Origin of the sequence: Streptomyces sp. NPDC008121, from assembly GCF_042957155.1 — a bacterium.
Classification (GTDB): Bacteria; Actinomycetota; Actinomycetes; order Streptomycetales; family Streptomycetaceae; genus Streptomyces.
On sequence record NZ_JBIBHT010000001.1, the window covers coordinates 946,696 to 966,501 of the forward strand.

Below are 19,806 nucleotides of genomic sequence, written 5' to 3' on the forward strand. Positions count from 1 at the left end.
ATGCCCGCTGGAGGACCAACGGGAGGCCACGTCCTCCGCAGAGCCCTCGGTGACCAACGTCGCCGGGTCGGCGGGGCATCGTTCCTCGCCATGGCGCACCAGGCGTGCGAGGCACTCGTCCCCGTCGTCATCGGCCTGGTCATCGACGAGGCGGTCGCGACCGGGTCCTCGGGAGCGCTGCTGCGCTGGCTGCTGGTGCTCGCCGTCCTCTTCCTCGTCCTCTCGACGTGCTACCGCATCTCCGCGCGGCTCACCGAGGGCGCCGGAGAGAGCGCCGCCCACCGGATCCGGCAGGACCTCGCCGCCCGGGTGCTCGACCCGCGGGGCGGCGCCGACACCGGCCGGCTGACCGGCGCGCTGACCGCCGTCGCGACCGGCGACGCCCGACGGGTCGGCTCGGTCGCCTCCGCGCTGCCGTACGCCCTCTCCGCGCTGACCGGACTCGCCATCAGCGCGGTGGCGCTCCTGCGCATCTCCGTGCCGCTCGGCCTGCTCGTCCTCCTCGGCGTCCCGCCCCTGCTGTGGATCGGCCACCTCATCAGCCGCCCGCTGGAGCGGCGCAGCGAGGCCGAGCAGGAGCACGCCGCCCACGCCTCCGGCGTCGCCGCCGACCTGGTCGCAGGACTGCGCGTCCTGAAGGGCATCGGCGCCGAGCCGGCGGCGGTCGCGCGCTACCGGGAGACGAGCCGCGGCTCCCTGGCGGCCGCCCTGCGGGCCGCCAACAGCCGGGCCTGGCACGACGGCGCGATCCTCGCCCTGACGGGCGTCTTCATCGCGGTCATCGGACTCTTCGGCGCCCATCTCGCGATGCGCGGCACGATCAGCGTCGGCGAGCTGGTCGCCGCGGTCGGCCTCGCCCAGTACCTCCTCGGCCCCTTCCAGCTCCTCACCTACGTCAACGGAGAGGTCGCCCAGGCCCGGGCGTCCGCCGACCGGATCGCCGAGGTCCTCGCCTCGCCCCCCGCCGTCACGGCCGGCGCGACCCCGCTGCCCGAGCGGGTCGCCGGACGGCTGCGGCTGCGGGGCGTCACCCATGGCGCCCTGCGCGGCGTCGACCTCGACATCGCCGCCGGCAGCGTCGTCGGCGTGGTCACCAAGGACCCGGCCACCGCGAACGACCTGCTCCTCTGCCTCGGCCGGGAACTCGACCCCGCCGAAGGGACCGTCGAGCTCGACGGCGTCCCGCTGACCGACCTCGACCCCGGTGACCTCCGCCGCGCGATCCTGGTCGCGCACCACGACGCCGACCTCTTCGAGGAGAGCCTCCTCGCCAACGTACGGGCCGGAACGGGCACGGGCACCGCGGACGTCGGCCCGGCGCTCGCCGCCGCCACGGCGGACGACGTCGCCCAGGCCCTGCCCCAGGGCGTGGACACCGTCCTCACCGAACGGGGCCGTTCGCTCTCCGGCGGCCAGCGTCAGCGGGTGGCGCTCGCCCGCGCCCTCGCCGCCGACCCGCCGGTCCTGGTCGTCCACGACCCGACCACCGCCGTCGACACGGTCACCGAGGCCAGGATCGCCGCCCGGCTGCGTGACCTGCGCCGGGGCAGGACCACGATCCTCGTCACCACCAGCCCGGCCCTGCTCGCGGGGACCGACGTCGTGGTGGTCCTCGACGACGGGGCCGTGACCGCCGAGGGCAGCCACCCCGAACTGGTCGCCGCCCACGCGTCGTACCGCACGGCGGTGCTGGCATGACGCCCCCGCGCGACACCACCGAAGGCACGGCCCCCGGCACCATCGGGGACACTCCCCCGGGCACCACCGAAGGCCAGGACACCCGGCCGTCAGAGGCGAAGGACGAAGGACGGACGATGAGCGGACCCGGCACGCCCGAGCGCGAGCTCCTGCCCACCGCCACCGGCGCCCGGACCCTCGCCGTCGTACGGGAACTGCTGCGCCGTCACCGCCTCCTGGCGGTGGGCGCGGTGACCGTCCTGGTCCTCGGCACCGCGATCGGACTGCTGACCGCCCCGCTGCTCGGGCGCATCGTCGACCTCGTCGTGGACCGCCGCGGCGCGGCGGCCCTGACCGTCCCGATGGTGCTGCTCCTCGTGGTGGCCCTCGCCAGGGGCATCGCCACCGCGATCGGGAAGTCGCTCGTGGCCCGGCTCGGCGAGACGATCCTCGCGGACCTGCGGGAGCGGTTCATCGCCCGGGCGCTGCGGCTGCCGCTCGAACGGGTCGAGCGGGCCGGCTCGGGCGACCTGACCTCGCGCGTGACGGGCGACGTCACCCTGATCGCGCGCGCGGTCCGGCAGGCGCTGCCCGAGTTCGCGACCGCCTTCCTCACCATCGTCCTGACGCTGGCGGGCCTCACCGTCCTCGACTGGCGTTTCCTGCCGGCCGTCCTGCTGGCCGTGCCGATCCACATCCTCACCGTGCGCTGGTACATCCCGCGCGCCTCGAAGATCTACGCCGAGCACCGGGTCGCCACCGGCGCCCTGCAGCACCAGCTGCTCGACAGCGTCGGCGGGGTCCGTACCGTACGGGCGTTCCGGCTGACCGACCGGCACGCGGACCTGCTGGACCGGCGTTCCCAGGCGGCGGTCGACCTGGCCGCCGGGGGCATGCGCCTGATCTCCGGCTTCTTCTCCCGTCTCAACGCCGCCGAGTTCATCGGCATGGCGTCGATCCTCGTCACCGGCTTCCTGCTGGTCGACGGGGGCGCGGTGAGCATCGGTACGGCGACCGCGGCGGCGCTCTACTTCCACGGCCTGTTCAACCCGATCAACGCCGCGCTCTTCCTCATCGACGACGCCCAGTCCGCGGGGGCGAGCCTCGCCCGGCTGGTCGGCGTGTCGAGCCTGCCCGCCGAGCGGGAGCCCGAGGAGAAGGCGGCTACGCCGGTGGACGGTTCGGTTAAGGTGTCCGGTCTCGGCCACTCCTACGTCGACGGGCACCCGGTGCTGGCCGACGTCGACCTGGACGTACGGTCCGGGGAGCGGGTCGCCCTGGTCGGCGCCAGCGGCGCGGGCAAGACCACGCTCGCCAAGCTCATCGCCGGCGTCCACGACCCGGCGTCCGGCGTGATCTCCCTGGGTGGCGTGGACAGCCGGGAGCTGGGCCCCGCCGGGGTCCGGCGGGCGGTCACCCTGATCAGCCAGGAGGTCCACGTCTTCGCCGGACCGCTGGCGGAGGACCTGCGGCTGGCCCGCCCCGAGGCGACGGACGAGGAGCTGCGCACGGCGCTGGACCGCGTCGGGGCGCTGGAGTGGGCCGAGGCGCTGCCGGACGGGCTGTCGACGGTCGTGGGCGAGGGGGGCCACCGTCTGACGGTGACCCAGGCCCAGCACCTGGCGCTGGCCCGGCTGGTCCTCACCGACCCGCCCATCGCCATTCTCGACGAGGCGACCGCCGACGCGGGCAGCGCGGGCGCCCGTGTCCTGGAGACCGCCGCCCTGCGCGCGCTGGAGGGCCGCACGGGCCTGATGGTCGCCCACCGCCTCCCCCAGGCCGCCACGGCGGACCGCGTCGTGGTCCTGGACCAGGGCCGCGTCGTCGAGACCGGCACCCACGACGAACTGGTCGCGGCGGGCGGCCGCTACGCCGAACTCTGGTCGGCCTGGTCCGCCAGCCGCCACGAGCCGACGGTGCCCGCCTGACCCCACGGCCCCACCCCGACCCGTGACCCGGCGGCACCCGCCGCCACCGGGCCACGAGAAGAGCCCCCGCCCGAATGGGCGGGGGCTCTTCCACGTTCCGGGGGCGCGGGGCCGGTGCCGGGGGCGCAGGCGTACTCCGGGGGGGGCTGCGGGGCTTGTGCCGGGGGCGCAGGCGTACCGCGGGGTGCCTGCGGGACCGGTGTGTGGGGCAGGCGTACGACACGGGGCGCTGCCGGGGCCGGTACGTGAGGCGGGCGTACGGCACAGGAACGCTGCGGGACCGGTACGCCGGGCACCGAGCGAAAGAGAGCTGTTGCGGCCCGGAGCTGTTACGGCCGGGGGCTGTTGCGGCCGGGTCGGCCGGGGCCCCCTCCCCCACCCGAAACGCCGCCGCCCGTGGAGAGTGGTCTCTCCACGGGCGGCGGCGCCAGTCGGCTCAGGCCTTGTCGGCGCCGGGCGTCAGCCCTGTTCCGACGCGAGGCTCGCGGGGCGCAGGTCCGTCCAGTGGGACTCGACGTAGGCCAGGCAGCCCTCTCGCGTGTCCTCGCCGAAGACGGTGCGCCAGCCGGCCGGTACCTCCGCGAAGGACGGCCACAGCGAGTGCTGGTTCTCCTCGTTGACCAGGACCAGGAAGCGGCCCTGCGGGTCCTCGAACGGGTTGGTGCTCATGCGGTTTCACTCCTTGTGGACATGGCGGTGAACAGCTCCGAAAGCGGCTGCTCGGGGTCGGCGGCCACGGTGCGCAGCAGCCTCTGAAGTTCGTCGGCGAGCCGCCGTGCCTTGGCGGCGCCGAACAGGTCGGTCGCGTGGATCAGCCCGCAGTGGACGGGGCCCTCGCCCCGCGGCTCGTAGAAGCTGAGGGTCAGCCGGGCCCGCGTCGAGCCGGTCGGCACGGCGTCGAGGGAGCCGACGCCGCCTTCCAGCTGGTCCAGGTCCGCCTGTTCGTGGTGGATGACCATGACCTGCGGGCCCTCGGCGGGCAGCCCGGTCGCCCGGACCACCTCGTCGAACGGGACTTCCTGGCGGTCGAGCGCGCTCAGCGTGGTCTCCCGTACGCGGGACAGCAGCTCCGCGAACGTCGGGTCGCCCGCCGTGTCGGTGCGCAGCACGACCGTGTTGAAGAAGCAGCCCACCAGGTCGGCCAGTTGGTCGTCCGTGCGGCCGGCCACCATCGTGCCGATCGGCAGGTCGGTGCCCGCCCCGTGCGCGGTGAGCAGCGCCGCCAGGGCGGAGTGCAGGACCATGAACATGCTGGTGCCGGTCGCCCGGGCCAGATCGTCCACGGCCGCGTGCAGCGGCTCGTCCAGGACGAAGCCGACGTGGTCGGCGCCGTGCTCGGTCGCGCCGGAGCCGTCGGTGGGGAGCGCCAGCTCGGCCGGTACGTCCTTCAGCGTCTCCCGCCAGTAGGCGAGCTGACGGGCGCCCCGGCTGTCCGGGTCGTCGAGGTCGCCCAGGACCTCGCGGGCCCAGCGGCTGTAGTCCCCGTACGAGACGGGCAGCGGCTGCCACTCGGGGGCGCGGCCCTCGGTGCGGGCCGTGTAGGCCGCCGTCAGGTCGCGGAAGAGCGGCACGACCGACCATTCGTCCACCGTGAGGTAGTGCATGGTCAGGAGCAGCGCCTGGTCTCCCGACGTCTCCGTCAGGAGGTGCGCGGCGAGCGGTGCCGCGCGCTCCGGCTCCGGGGCCCCCGCGGCCAGCTCCGTCAGACGGCTCTCCAGGTCGGCGCACTCTTCGCGGACGAGGACCGGGGGTTCGGCGGCGCGGTGGCGCACGGCGCCGTCGAGCTCCGTGAACGCCGTCCGCAGCGGCTCGTGGCGGGCCGCCACGTCGGCGAGGGCGGCCGCGAGGGCCTCCGCGTCCAGTCCGCCGCCGGGCGAGCGCAGCACGAGGGCGTGGTCGAAGCGCGGGGTGCGGCGGGAGGCATCCCACTGCCAGCGCTGGACCGGGGCGGCCGGGAGCGGTTCCCGGCCGGCCTCCGCCGGCCGGAGCGCCGGGCGGGCGGCGGCCGCGCCCTTCAGCTTGCCCTCCAGGCCGGCGACGGTCAGCGCGTCGAAGACGTCGCGGATGCTCAGCTCGACCCCGAAGGCGGCCCGGATACGGCCCAGGAGCCGCATGGAGGCCATCGAGTGGCCGCCGAGCGCGAAGAAGTTGTCGTGGATGCCGACCTTCTCCAGCTTGAGGATGTCGCAGAACAGCTCGGCGAGCTTCGCCTGTGTCTCGTTCGTCGGCCGGGTGTCGCCGGTCATGCCCGCCCAGTCCGGCGCGGGCAGCGCCTTGCGGTCGAGCTTGCCGTTGGGGGTCAGCGGCAGCGGCCCGTCCAGCGGGACGACGAGCGCCGGGACCATGTACTCCGGCAGGACGCCCGCCACGTGGGCGCGCAGCTCCTGCGGGTCCAGCTCCCCGGTCTCGGGTACGGCGTAGCCGACCAGGCGGACGATGTCGCCGTCGCGGTCGGGGACCACGGCGGCCTGGGCCACCGACGGGTGCGAGGTGAGGACCGCCTCGATCTCGCCGAGTTCGATGCGGAAGCCGCGCACCTTCACCTGGGTGTCGACGCGTCCGAGGAAGTCGACGTTGCCGTCGGCGCGCCAGCGGGCGCGGTCGCCGGTGCGGTACATCCGGCTGCCGGGCGGGCCGTACGGGTCGGCGACGAACCGCTCGGAGGTCAGCGCGGCCTTGCCGAGGTAGCCGCGGGCGAGGCCGCGTCCGGAGACGTACAGCTCGCCGGCGACGCCGGGCGGGACCGGCCGCAGGTGGTCGTCGAGGACGTAGCAGCGGGTGTTGGGGTCGGGGCGGCCGATCGGCACGCGGCCGGTCGGGCGGCCGGTCTGCTCGCGGGCGGGCCACAGCGTGGAGTTGACCGTGGCCTCGGTGAGCCCGTAGGCGCAGATCAGGTGGGCGGTGGCGCCGAAGCGCTCGAAGAGGTCCGGCGGCACGGTCTCGGTGCCGACGAGGACGGTCGATCCCTCGGGCAGTTCGCAGCCGGGCGGCAGCGCGGACACCAGGGACGGCGGCAGGATCATGTGGGTGATCCGCTGGTCGGCGAGGAAGTCCGTGAGCGCCGGGCCGGCGACCCGGGCCTCGTCCGTGATGAGGACGAGCCGCCCGCCGTGGCAGAGCGCCATCGACAGTTCGAAGGCGAAGACGTCGAAGCCGATGGACGCGAACTGCAGGACGCGGCTGTCGCGCTCCAGGCCCATCCGGTCGACGGCGGTGGCGACCAGGCTGGCGATGCCCTCGTGGGGGACGATGACGCCCTTGGGGCGGCCCGTGGAGCCGGAGGTGTAGATGACGTACGCGGCCTGGTCCAGGCCGACCGGTCCGCCGTCGACGGGGGTCTCGGGCAGGGCGTCCAGCTCGGTGGCGGTCGCCGGGTCGTCGAGGAGGACGACGGGGACGCCCGGCACGTCGGGGATCTTGCCGGCGACCGGCTCGGTGCCGACGACGAGGGCGGCCCGGGAGTCCTCGACCATGTAGGTGAGGCGGTCGGCCGGGTGGACCAGGTCGAGCGGCAGGAACGCGGCGCCCAGCTTCAGGGCGGCGAGGACCGTGGCGACCATGTCGACCGAGCGGGGCACGGCGACGCCGACGACGCTCTCGGCGCCCACGCCGCGGGCGGCGAGGAGGCGTGCGATGCGGTTGGCGCGGGCGTCCAGCCGCTCGTACGTCACGGAGCGGGAGCGGTCGACGACGGCGACCGCGTCGGGGCGCTCGGCGAGCCGCCGGGCGAAGAGCGCGGGGAAGGTCTCCTCGTCGACCTCGCGGGCGGTGGCGTTGAAGCCCTCCAGGACCAGTCGCCGCTCGTCGTCGCCGAGGATCTCGGCCCGGGAGACGGGCCGCTCGGGGGCGGCGACCAGGGCCGCGACGAGCGTGCGGAGGCGGTCGCCGAGGCGCTCGGCGGTCTCCTGGTCGAAGAGCTCGGTGGCGAACTCCAGGCGGCAGGCCAGGGAGCCGGTGCCGCCGTCGGCCGGGGTGTGCTCGGTGAAGCTGAAGACCAGGTCGAACTTGGCCGAGCGGACCCGGAAGGGGACGTAGTCGGCGTGCAGACCGCGCAGTTCGAGGCCGTCGCCGGTGCGGGCGTGGTAGCCGACCATCACCTGGAACAGCGGGTTCCGGGAGAGCGAGCGGGTCGGGTTGAGCTTCTCCACGACCGCCTCGAAGGGCACGTCCGCGTGCGAGAACGCTGCCAGGTCGGTCTCCCTGACGCGGCCGAGGAGCTCCGTGAAGCTCGGGTCGCCGCTCAGGTCGGTGCGCAGCACCAGCGTGTTGACGAAGAAGCCGACGAGGTCGTCCAGGGCCTCGTCGCCGCGGCCCGCGATGGGCGAGCCGAGCGGGATGTCCGTCCCGGCGCCCATGCGGTGCAGCAGGGCGGCGACGGCGGCGTGCGCCACCATGAACATGCTGGCGCCGGTCTCGCGGGCGAGCCGCTTCAGACCCTCGTGGACGTCGGTGTCGAAAGCGATGTCCAGTTCGGCGCCGGTGAACGCCGGCCGGGCCGGGCGCGGCCGGTCGGTGGGCAGCTCCAGCTCCTCGGGGGCGCCGTCCAGCGTCGTGCGCCAGTACTCCAGCTGGCGGGCGGCCAGGCTGTCGGCGTCGGCCGGGTCGCCGAGGAGGCGCTGCTGCCACAGGGCGTAGTCGGCGTACTGGACGGGCAGCGGCTCCCAGTCGGGGGCCGCGCCGTCGAGGCGGGCGGCGTAGGCGGCGGCCAGGTCGCGGAGGAACGGCCGGTCGGACCACTCGTCGGTGGTGATGTGGTGGAGCAGCAGGACGACGACGTGGTCCTCGGGCGCCAGCTCCACGAGCGTGGCGCGCAGGGGCAGTTCGGCGGCCAGGTCGAAGGGCCGGTTGGTGGCGGCGTCGACGATGCCGGGGATCTCGTCCTCGCCGGCGCGCAGCCGTTCCACCACGGGCCGCGCCTGGGCGGCGGGCAGGACGCGCTGGACGGCCTGGCCGTCGCTGTCCACGAACACCGTGCGCAGGGCCTCGTGGCGGGCGGTCACGTCGGCGAGGGCGGCCTCCCACGCGTCGGCGTCGAGGGCTCCGCGCAGCCGCATGACCAGCGGGAAGTTGTAGGCGGCGGAGGTGCATTCGATCTGCTGGATGACCCACAGGCGCTGCTGGGCGTGGGAGAGCGGCAGCTCGTCGGGGCGCTCCCCGGCGGTCAGCGCGGGACGGGCGGCGCCGTCGGAGCGGGCCGCGCGCTCGACGAGTTCGGCGACCGTGGGGGCCTCGAACAGGTCGCGGATGGCGAGTTCGGTGTCGAGCGCGGTGCGGGCCCGGCTGACGAGGCGGGTGGCCAGCAGCGAGTGTCCGCCCAGTTCGAAGAAGTCGCTGTCGATGCCGACGCTGCCCTCGGGCAGGCCGAGGATCTCCGCGAAGAGGGCGCAGAGCGTCTCCTCGCGGGGGGTGCGCGGGGCGCGGCTGGCGCCGGTGCCGGCGAAGTCGGGGGCGGGCAGGGCGCGGACGTCCAGCTTGCCGTTGACGGTCAGCGGCAGGGTGTCCACGGGGACGAGCGCGGAGGGGACCATGTAGTCGGGCAGGCCCGCCTTCAGGTGGTCGCGCAGCCGCTGGACCAGGTCGTCGTCGGCGGCGACGCCGTCCTCCGGCGCGAAGTAGCCGACCAGGCGCTTGGTGCCGGTGCTCTCGTTGACGACGACCGCCGCGTGGGCGATGTCGGGGTGGGAGGAGAGGGCGGTGGAGATCTCGCCCAGCTCGATGCGGTAGCCGCGGATCTTGACCTGGTCGTCGGTGCGGCCGAGGAAGTCGAGCAGTCCGTCGGGGCGCTGCCGGACGAGGTCGCCCGTGCGGTACATCCGCTCGCCCGGCTCGCCGAACGGGTCGGCGACGAAGCGCTCGGCGCTCAGTCCGGGGCGGTCGTGGTAGCCGCGGGCCAGGCCGGTGCCGGCGATGTACAGCTCGCCAGGGCAGCCCGGCGGGACGGGCCGCAGCATGGTGTCCAGGACGTAGGCGCGGGTGTTGCGGATGGGCAGGCCGACCGTGGGGGTGGCGCTGTCGGTCGTGGAGCCGCCGAGGGTGTTGATCGTGTACTCGGTCGGTCCGTACAGGTTGTAGCCGTACGTGCTCTCGGTGCGGCGCAGCTTCGTCCACACGGTATCGGAGACGGCCTCGCCGCCGAGCAGGACGAGGGCGGGCCGGTGCTTGCCGGCCTGTTCGTCCCGGTCGAGGAGGCCTTCCTCGATGAGGAGCTGGGCGTAGGTGGGCGTGACGTTGACGACGTCGACCCGGTGGGCGTCGCAGTAGGCGACCAGGGCCTCGGCGTCGCGGCGCAGCTCCTCGTCGCAGACGTGGACCTCGTGGCCCTCGACGAGCCAGAGCAGCTCTTCCCAGGACATGTCGAAGGCGAAGGAGACGGTGTGCGCGATGCGCAGGCGCCGTCCGCCGGCCGAGGCGATGGCCGGGTCGAAGATCTCCTTCTGGTGGTTGAGCTGCATGTTCGTCAGGCCCCGGTAGGGGGTGACGACGCCCTTGGGGCGGCCGGTCGAGCCGGAGGTGTAGATGACGTACGCCGGGTGCTCCAGGCGGCCGGCCAGGCCGTGGGCGAACGCGGGGCGTTCGGCGTCGGTGATCTCGTCGCCGGGCAGGGCGGCGAGTTCGGCGGCGACGGTCTCGTCGTCCAGGAGGAGCTCAGGGGCGGCGGCGCCGTTGTCCCCGCGCAGGGTGGGGGCGACGGCGGCGGTGGAGACCAGGCAGAGCGGCCCGGTGTCCTCGACCATGAGGCGGAGCCGGTCGGCCGGGTGGTCCAGGTCGAGCGGGAGGTAGGCGGCGCCGGTGCGCAGGACGGCGAAGAGGGCGGCGACCATGTCGATGGAGCGGGGCAGGGCCAGTGCGACGACCTTCTCCGGGCCGGCTCCGCGGGCGAGCAGCAGCCGGGCGATCCGGTTGATGTGCGCGTCGAGTTCGGCGTAGGTGAGGGCGCGTTCGCCGAAGACCAGCGCGACGGCGTCCGGGGTGCGGGCGACCTGGGCGGTGAGCATGTCGGCGATGGTCTCGTCGGGTACGGGCTCGCGGCTGTCGGCCCACTCGGCCGTCAGGGCGGCGCGCTCGGCGGGCAGCAGCAGGTCCACGCCGACGGTGCGGGCGCCTGCGGCGTCCGGGGCGGCGAGGGTTTCGGCGAGCCGCTCCAGGACGGTGGTGAACCGGCCGAGGATGGTGGTGGCCGCCTCGGCGTCGAAGAGGTCGGGGCGGGCCGCCAGGGTGACCCTGAGCCGGGTCTCGGGGGTGACGATCAGGGTCAGCGGGAAGTGGGTGCCGTCGACGTTGGTCACGTCGGTGATGCCGTGGCGCTGCCGGAGCGCGGCGGCCCGGTCCTCGCCGTCGGCGGAGCGGAGCACGAAGAGGGTGTCGAAGAGGCGGCGGTGGCCGGTCTCCTGCTGGAGCGTGCCGAGGCCGACGTATTCGTAGGGCATGACGGCGGCGCGCTCGGTCTGCATGCGGCGCAGCAGGTCGAGCAGCGGCTCGTCGGGGGTGAAGGCGACCCGTGCGGGGATCGTGTTGAGGAACATGCCGATGATGCCGGCGACGTTCGGCACGTCCGTGGGGCGTCCGGCGACGGCGGTGCCGAAGGCGACGTCGCCGCGGCCGGTCATCGCGGAGAGGACGAGGCCCCAGGCGGCGTTGAGGACGGTGTTGAGGGTGAGGCCGTGGCGGCGGGCCAGGGCGCGCAGGGCGTCGCTGGCCTCCTGGGTGAGCAGCGCGTCGAAGTCGGCCGGGATGACCGGGTCCGCGTCGCGGCCGGTCGGGGCGACCAGGGTCGGCTCGTCGAAGCCGGCGAGGGCGCCGCGCCAGGCGTCGACGGCCTGGGTGGTGTCCTGCTCGTCGAGCCAGGCGAGGTAGTCGCGGTACGAGCCGGGGGCGGGCAGGCCTGTGGTGTCGCCGCCGCGCTCGTACAGCGTGAACAGCTCCTCCAGGAACAGCCAGGCGGACCAGCCGTCCCACAGGATCAGGTGGTGGGTGACGACGAGCCGGTCGCGTCCGTCGCCGAGGCGGACGAGCTGGAGGCGGCACAGGGGCGGCGCCGACAGGTCGAAGCGGCGGCGGCGGTCGGCGGCGAGGAGGTCGTCGAGGCGGGCGCGCTGCTCGTCGGCGGGCAGGGCGGACAGGTCGGTCTCGACGAGCGGGATCTCGGCGCCGTCGGCGATGAACTGCACGGGCCGGGGCAGGCCGTCGCTGGTGAACCCGGCGCGCAGGCTGGCGTTGCGTTCGAGGAGCGCCCGGCAGGCGGCGCGAAGCCGGTCGGCGTCGAGGCGGTGGTCGAAGTCGAGGTTCTCCTGCGACAGGTAGACGTCGAGGGCGTCACCCGCGTCGTAGGTCGCGTGGAAGTACATGCCCTCCTGGAGCGGGGAGAGCGGCCAGACGTCGGCGACGGGCAGCCCCGCGACGGCCTCGACGCGGGCGGTCTCCTCGTCGGTCAGCTCGAGGCCGCCCAACGGGGCGGGGGCCGGGGGCTCCGCCTGGGTCGCCGCGGCGGCGGTGAGCTGTCCGAGGAGCGCCTGGAGCGCGGGATCGACGGCCGCGCCGGACAGGCTCTGCTGAGCCAGCATCGCCTGGAGCGCGGCGGCGGCCTGCCCGGCGTCGGTGGCCGACACGGTGACGGCGGGGGCGGCGGGCGCGTCCGCGGGAGGCGTGGTGTCGGGCCGGGGGTCCGGAGCCTCCTGGGCCGCCGCGGCGAGCGCGGCGGGCGTACGGTGCTCGAACACGTCGCGCGGGCTGATGGTCAGTCCCCTTTCCCGGGCCTGGGTGACGACGGCGATCGAGGTGAGGCTGTCGCCGCCGAGCATGAAGAAGTCGTCGTCGGCGCCGATCCCCGGGGTACCGAGGACGGCGGTGAAGATCTCGCAGAGGGCGCTCTCGCGGGCGTCGCGGGGCGCGCGTCCGCCGGTCTTGGGGGCGACGGCCGGCGAGGGCAGGGCGTTCTGGTCGAGCTTCCCGCTCGGCGACAGGGGCAGTTCGTCGAGGGTGACGACGGCGCCGGGCACCATGCTGGCGGGCAGCTCCGCGGCGAGTGCGCCGAGCAGGGCGTCGCCGTCGGGGGCGGTGGCCCCGGCGGCGGGCACGGCGTAGCCGACGAGGGCGCCGTCGCGGACGATGACGGCCGCGCGGCCGACGCCGGGCAGGGCGGCGAGGGCGGCCTCTATCTCGCCCAGTTCGATGCGGTTGCCGCGGATCTTCACCTGGCGGTCGGTGCGGCCGAGGTATTCGACGGCGCCGTCGGCACGGCGCCGGACCAGGTCGCCGGTGCGGTACATGCGGGTGCCGGGCTCCCCGAAGGGGTCGGCGACGAACCGCTCGGCGGTCAGGCCGTGCCGGTCGTGGTAGCCGCGGGCCAACTGGACGCCGGCGAGGTACAGCTCGCCGGGGACACCGTCCGGGACGGGCCGCAGGAAGGCGTCGAGGACGTACAGGCGGGTGTTCCAGACGGGCCGGCCGATGGGGACGGCCGGCTCGGTGCCGCCCTCGTACGGGAAGGAGGTCACGTCGACGGCGGCCTCGGTGGGCCCGTACAGGTTGTGCAGCGGCACCGGGCCGCGGCCGGGGCGGGCCGTCAGGGCGGACCAGCGCCGGGCGTCGGGGCCGGTGAGCGCCTCGCCGCTGCAGAAGACCCGGCGCAGGCTCGCGGCCCAGTCGGCGTCGCCGGGGGCGGCCTCCATGGCCTGGACGAACGCCGCCAGCATGGACGGGACGAAGTGGGTGGTGGTGATCCGCTCGGTGCGGATCAGCTCGGCGAGGTACGCCGGGTCGCGGTGGCCGTCGGGGCGGGCGAGGACGACGGTGGCGCCCTCGGTCAGCGCCCAGAAGAACTCCCAGACGGACACGTCGAAGCTCGACGGGGTCTTCTGGAGCACCCGGTCGTCGGCGGTCAGGCCGTACTCGCCCTGCATCCAGGCGAGTCGGTTGACGATCGCGCGGTGGGTGACGGAGACGCCCTTGGGGCGGCCGGTGGAGCCGGAGGTGTAGATGAGGTAGGCGGGGTGGTCGGGTCCGGCCTGGACGGCGGGGGGCGCGTCGGCGGCCGGTGCGTCGGGGTCCTCGTCCGCCAGGTCCACGAGGAGGTGTTCCAGGCCCGGTACGGCGGGCAGCCGTGCGGCCGAGGCGGCGGTGGTGACGACCGTACGGGCGCCGGAGTCGCCGAGCATGAACGCGACCCGGTCGGCGGGGTAGTCGAGGTCGACGGGGAGGTAGGCCGCGCCCGCCTTGTGGACGGCGAGCAGGGCGACCATCAGCTCCGCCGAGCGGGGCACGGCGACGGCGACGAACCGCTCGGGGCCCGCGCCGTGCGCCCGAAGGCGCCGGGCCAGCGCCTCGGCGCGCCGGTCGAGTTCGGCGTAGCCGAGGGTGGTGGACTCGAAGACGACGGCGGGGGCGTCCGGGGTGCGTGCCGCCTGGGCGGCGAAGAGGGAGGCGAGGGTGGCGCCGTCGTCGGGGAGCGGGTGGGCGGTGGCGTTGAGCTCGGTGAGGCGCTCCTCCTCGCGGTCGGAGAGCAGTCCGAGGCGGGCGACGGTGCGGCCGGGGTCGGTGGTGAGGGTGCGCAGCAGGGTCTCGAAGCGGTTCGCGAGGACGGCGACGGTGACCTGGTCGAGGCGGGCCGCGTCGTACTTGAAGCGCAGCGCGAGGTGGCCGTCGCGGGGTTCGACGATGAGCGCGAGGGGGTAGTGCACGGCGTCGAGCACCTCGGCGGAGGTGACGAGCGGCGTGCCGGTCTCCCCGCCGGAGGTGAGGTCGCCCGCCGGGTAGTTCTCGAAGACGACGAGGGTGTCGAAGAGTTCGCCGCCGCCGGCGACGCGCTGGATGTCGGCGAGGCCGACGTGCTGGTGGTCCAGGAGCGCCGCGTGCTCGTCCTGGACGCGTCGCAGCAGGTCGGTGAGGGATTCGCCGGCGCGCAGGGTCACCCGGGCCGGGAGGGTGTTGATGAAGAGGCCCACGGCGGCGTCGAGGCCCGCGACCTCGGTGGTGCGGCCGGAGACGGTGGTGCCGAACACGACGTCCTGGCTGCCGGTGAGCGCGCCGAGGAGCAGCGCCCAGGCACCGTTGACGACGGTGCTGAGGGTGAGGCCGTGGGACCGGGCGCGGGCGGTCAGGTCGGCGGTGAACACCTCGGGCAGGCGCAGGTCGACGTGCTCGGGCCGGGCCCGGCGCGCGGCGCCGGCGGCGTCGTCGGTGGCGAGGGCGGGCAGCCGGGTCGGTCCTTCGAGGCCGGCGAGCGCCCCGGCCCAGGCGTCGCGGGCGGCGTCGCGGTCCCGGGCGGCGAGCCAGGAGAGGTAGGCGTGCGGTGCGACGGGCTCGGGCAGGGCGTCGCCGCGGTAGGCGGCGGTGAGTTCGCGCAGCAGCACGGAGACGGACCAGCCGTCGGCGATGATGTGGTGCAGGGTGAGGAGCAGCCGGTGGCGCTGCCCGTCGCGGATCAGGGTGGCGCGCAGCAGCGGCGGCGCGGCCAGGTCGAAGCCTTCGGCGCGGTCCTGGCGCAGGATGTCGGCGAGGCCGGTCCGGGCCGTGTCGGCCTCGCGCCAGGGCAGGGTGACGCGGTCGGCGAGCCGCTGGACGACCTCGCCGCCGGGGAGCTGGCGGAAGGAGGCGCGCAGCAGCGGGTGCCGGTCCAGGGTCAGCTGGAGGGCGGCGCGCAGCCGCTCCGGGTCGACGGCGCCGGCGAGGTCGAGGACCTCCTGGACGACGTACAGGTCGCCGTGCTCCCGGTCGAAGGCGGCGTGGAAGAAGAAACCTTCCTGGAGCGGGGAGACGGGCAGGGCGTCCTCGTCGAGGACGACCGTCGGGGCCGGCGCGGTGCCGGTGCCGGGGGCGATCGGGGCCGCGGTCCTGGCGAGCGCGGCGACCGTGCGCTGCCGGAACACGTCGCGCGGGGTGAGGGCGAGTCCGGCCTCCCGGGCGCGGTTCACCATCTGGATGGCGACGATGCTGTCGCCGCCCAGTTCGAAGAAGCTGTCGTGGACGCCGACCGAGGGCAGGCCGAGCACCTCGGCGAAGAGCGCGGCGAGCGCGGTCTCCTCGGGGGTGGTGGGAGCGTCGTCGCCGGCCATCGCGGTCCACTGCGGCGCGGGCAGGGCACGGCTGTCGAGCTTGCCGTTCGGCGTGAGCGGCAGCGGCCCGTCGAGGCGGACGAGGGCGGAGGGGACCATGTAGTCCGGGAGGGCGTCGGCGATCCGGGCCCGGGCTTCGGCGACGGCGGTGTCGGCGTCGGTGCCGGCCTCGGCGACGAGATAGGCGACGAGGCGCTTGACGCCGCGGTGGTCCTCGCGGACGAGGACGGCGGCCTGGGCGACGCCGGGGCAGGCCATGAAGGCGCTCTCGACCTCGCCGGGCTCGATGCGGTGGCCGCGGATCTTGATCTGTCCGTCGGCGCGGCCGAGGAACTCCAGGTTGCCGTCGGCGCTCCAGCGCACCCGGTCGCCGGTGCGGTACATCCGGGCGCCGGGCTCGTCGGCGTACGGGTCGGCGACGAAGCGCTCGGAGGTGAGCCCGGGCCGGCCGAGGTAGCCGCGGGCCAGGCCGCGCCCGCCGACGTACAGCTCGCCCTCGGCTCCGACGGGCACCGGGCGCAGCGCGGAGTCGAGGACGTACGTACGGGTGTTGGGGTCGGGCCTGCCGATGGGCGCGGGGCCCGGCCGGTCGGCGTCGGCGGTCCACAGCGTGGAGTTGACGGTGGCCTCGGTGAGGCCGTACGCGACGACGACCCGGACGCGGCCGGCCCAGCGGGCGATGAGTTCGCTCGGCACGGCTTCCGTGCCGACGACGAGCACGGCGCCGTCGGGCAGGGCGCACTCCTGCGGCAGCGCCGAGACGAGCGACGGCGGCAGGATCATGTGGGTGGCGCGGTGGTGGGCGATGTAGTCGGTGAGGGCGGGTCCGGCGACGCGGCGCTCGGTGGGGACCACGATGACGCGGCCGCCGACGCAGAGCGACATGATCAGGTCCCAGACCGTCACGTCGAATCCGGCGGACGCGAACTGCACGACCCGGCTGTCGGCGGTGATGCCGATGCGGTCGGTGGCGGTCGCGATGAGGCTGCCGACGCCGTCGTGGGAGACGACGACGCCCTTGGGGCGGCCGGTGGAGCCGGAGGTGTAGATGACGTACGCGGCCTGGCCGAGGGCGACGGGGATGCCGGGGGCGGTGGGATCGAGGGCGGCGCATGCGGCGGCGACGGCGGGCTCGTCGAGGAGCACGCGGTCGGTGCCGGGGGTGTCCGGCAGGCCGTCGGCCAGCTCGCGGGTGGTGACGACGGTCCGCGCGCCGGCGTCGTCCAGCATGTAGGCGATGCGGTCCTGGGGGTGGTCGGCGTCCAGCGGCAGGTAGGCCGCGCCGGCCTTCATCACGGCCAGCAGGGCGACGACGAGTTCCGGGGAGCGCGGCAGGGCGACGGCGACGACGTCCTCGCGGGCCGTGCCGCGGGCGACGAGGAGGCGGGCGAGGCGGTTGGCGGCGGCGTCGAGCTGCGCGTACGACAGTTCCCGGTCCTCGCAGACGAGGGCGACGGCGTCGGGGGCGAGGCGTACCCGCTCCTCGAAGGCGGCGGGCCAGGACAGCTCGGGGGCGGGGCACGGCGCCACGCCGAACTCACTGAGGAGCAGGGCGCGTTCGGCGGCGGAGGTCAGCTCGATGTGCCCGACGGGCAGGCCCGGGTCGGCGGTGAGGGCGTCGAGGACGGCGAGGAAGCGGCGCTCGTGGTCGGCGAGGGTGGCCTCGTCGCAGACCTCGGCGTCGGCGTCGAGGTGGATGCGCAGGCCGTGGCCCTCGGCGAACTCGCCGAAGGTGAGGGCGAGGTCGCTGACGGGGCCGAGCCAGCAGGGCACGAACTCGGCGTCGGCGCCGGCGAAGCGGAGGCCCTCGGGCTGCGGGAGGATGTTGACGGTGGGGCCGACGAGTTCCTGGACGCCGTCGACCAGGCCGAGGTCCCGTGCGAGGTCCTCGGCGCGGTAGCGGCTGCGGGCGACGGCCTCGGAGACGGCCGTGCGGACGGTGTCCAGCAGCTCGGTGCCGGTCATGTCGGGGCGGACGGCCAGGCGCAGCGGCAGGATGTTGGAGACCATGCCGGGGACGCGGCGGGTCGCGGGGTCCTGGCGGGTGGTGACGGGCAGGCCGAGGACGAGGTCATGCTCGCCGGTGGCGCGGTGGAGATAGGCGGCCGAGGCGGCGATCAGGAGCCGGGAGAGCGACCGGCCGGCGGCGGTCGCCCGGGCGCGCAGCTCCGCGGCGGCCTTGGGGTCGAGCTGGGTGGTGCGGCGGACGCGGCGCCGCATCGGGGCGTGGGCGCGCTCGACGAGCCGGACGGGCTCGGGGCGGCCGGCCATCCGCTCGCGCCAGTAGGCGCGGTCGCTCTCGTACTGCTCGGAGGCGCGGTAGGCGGTGTCCGCCTGGACGAGCCGGGTGAGGGACCAGTCGGGGGCCGGGATCGGCTCGTCGGTGGAGTAGAGGTCGCCGGCGCGGCGGGTGATCTCGGCGATGCCGGCGCCGTCGACGACGATGTGGTGGTAGCGCTGGAACCACCAGACGCGCTCGTCGTCGAGCCGGAGGAGCGCCTGCGCGAACAGCGGGCCGGCGGAGAGGTCGGCGGGGCGGTCGCGGTCGGCGTCCATCCACCGGTAGGCCGCCTGCTGGGGGTCGGACTCGCCCCGCAGGTCGACATGGGCCACCTCGACGGGGTGGCGGGTGGGGATCTGGCGCGCCGCGCCGTTCACGTCCTCGACGCGGACGTGCAGGCTCTCCGCTTCCTCGGAGGCCTGGCGGACGGCGGAGGTCAGCCGGTCCAGGTCGATGTCGCCGCGGAGCTGGAGCACGAACGAGATGTTGTAGGCCGAGCCCTCCGGCTCGATCTGCTGGGCCAGCCAGATGCCGGACTGGCCGCCCGTGACGGGTATCCCGGAAGCGGACGTCCGGTCCGACTCGACGTCAAACATCGTTCGTGAGGGCCTTTCCCTGGTGGTGCGTCGGTGGCGTGCGGAGCGCGTCCCGCCCGCCCGCGGGGCCGAGCTGCGGCGGGCGGGCGGGACGCGTGATCGGGGTGCGGACGGTTACTTGACGGCCGTCAGCAGCGGCTCGATCTCGTCGATCGCGTAGGGGATCGAGAGGACCGTGTTGAAGGAGAACGCGGCGCCGATGTCCGGGTTCTGGTAGGGCACGAACAGGTCGCGCTTCTCCTGGTTGACCTTCAGCTTCTTGTAGAGCGGCTCGGCCTTGATGCGCTCGTTGGCCTCCGTGCTGGAGGTGACCCAGACGAGACGGTCCACGTCGAGGACATTGAGCTTCTCGGCGCTCAGCTCGGCGACGTTCCAGCCGGGCTTGGCCATGGTGTCGATCTCGGGCTTCAGCTTGAAGCCGAGCTCGTTGAAGAAGATCGCCTTGGGGTCGGTCTTGGTGAAGGCCGAGTACTTTCCGGCCTCGAAGCTGTCGGCGACGGCCAGGGTCTTCTGCGCCCACTCGGGGTGCTTGTCGCGCACGGCCTTGAAGCGGGCGTCGACGCCGGCGATCAGCTTCTCGGTCTCGTCGGCCTTGCCGAGCGACTTGCCGATCTGGCGGGTCATGACCTGCCAGGGGGCGGCGTAGTCCGGGTGCTCCTTGGGCTGGGCGACGACCTTGGCGATCTTCGACAGGGTGTCGTACTGCTCCTTCTTCATGCCCGAGTACTGAGCCACGATCAGGTCGGGCTTGAGGGCCGCGATCTTCTCGATGTTGTACTCGTCGCGCTCGCCGACGACCTGCGGCGGCGTCGAGCCCCACTTGTCCTTCGCCCACGGCCAGTTGCCGTACGGCTTCTCCTTGAACCAGTCCACGGAGCCGACCGGCTTGATGCCGAGGGCGAGGACGGCGTCCTGGTCGGACAGTCCGAGGGTGACGACCTTCTTGGGCTCGGCCTCGATGGTCGTGCTGCCGTACTTGTGGTCGACGGTGACCGGGAAGGCGCTCGACTTGCTCGCGCCGGCGTCGGCGGACGGCTTCGACTCGGTCTTCTCCGTACCGCCCCCACAGGCGGACAGGGCGAGCGCGGCGACGGCGGCGATGGCCACGCGGGGGACGTTTCTGACGAACCGCGTCAGCGCGGGGCGTGTACCAGTGGACACGGATGTTCCTTTCACGGGGGTTTCACTGTGCGGCCGCGCCTGCCGGGTGCGACGGCGCCACCCGGTGGGGCGCGGCAGTGTGCGTGTGGGGGGACGGGGGGCTTGTGCGGCGG

At 74.7% G+C, this 19,806-nt stretch carries 5 protein-coding genes; 2 read left to right on the plus strand and 3 right to left on the minus strand.

Going from position 1 to position 19,806, the window contains the following annotated elements; all coding sequences use genetic code 11:
- Together ACFZBD_RS04080 and ACFZBD_RS04085 are read left to right on the plus strand one after the other, a co-directional pair.
- A complete protein-coding gene (locus tag ACFZBD_RS04080; RefSeq protein ID WP_391134912.1) occupies window positions 1–1,698 on the plus strand; it encodes an ABC transporter transmembrane domain-containing protein in 1,698 nt (565 codons plus the stop codon).
- Entirely contained in the window at window positions 1,695–3,605 is a 1,911-nt protein-coding gene (locus tag ACFZBD_RS04085) for an ABC transporter transmembrane domain-containing protein (protein WP_391134915.1), read from the plus strand. Before ACFZBD_RS04080 ends, ACFZBD_RS04085 begins: the two co-directional genes overlap by 4 nt.
- A gap of 459 nt (window positions 3,606–4,064) precedes the next feature.
- Here ACFZBD_RS04085 and ACFZBD_RS04090 read toward each other — a convergent pair whose 3' ends face one another.
- From ACFZBD_RS04090 to ACFZBD_RS04100, 3 genes are all read right to left on the minus strand, one after another.
- Window positions 4,065–4,274, minus strand: a complete 210-nt coding sequence (locus tag ACFZBD_RS04090; RefSeq protein ID WP_391134918.1) for an MbtH family NRPS accessory protein — start codon at window positions 4,272–4,274, stop codon at window positions 4,065–4,067.
- The gene (locus ACFZBD_RS04095) at window positions 4,271–18,532 is read right to left on the minus strand and encodes an amino acid adenylation domain-containing protein (RefSeq protein WP_391134921.1); all 14,262 of its coding nucleotides are present in this window, start codon (window positions 18,530–18,532) and stop codon (window positions 4,271–4,273) included. Before ACFZBD_RS04095 ends, ACFZBD_RS04090 begins: the two co-directional genes overlap by 4 nt.
- Before the next feature lie 114 nt (window positions 18,533–18,646).
- Window positions 18,647–19,693, minus strand: coding sequence for an ABC transporter substrate-binding protein (locus ACFZBD_RS04100; RefSeq protein ID WP_391134924.1), 1,047 nt, complete (start codon window positions 19,691–19,693; stop codon window positions 18,647–18,649).
- Window positions 19,694–19,806: the final 113 nt, after the last annotated feature.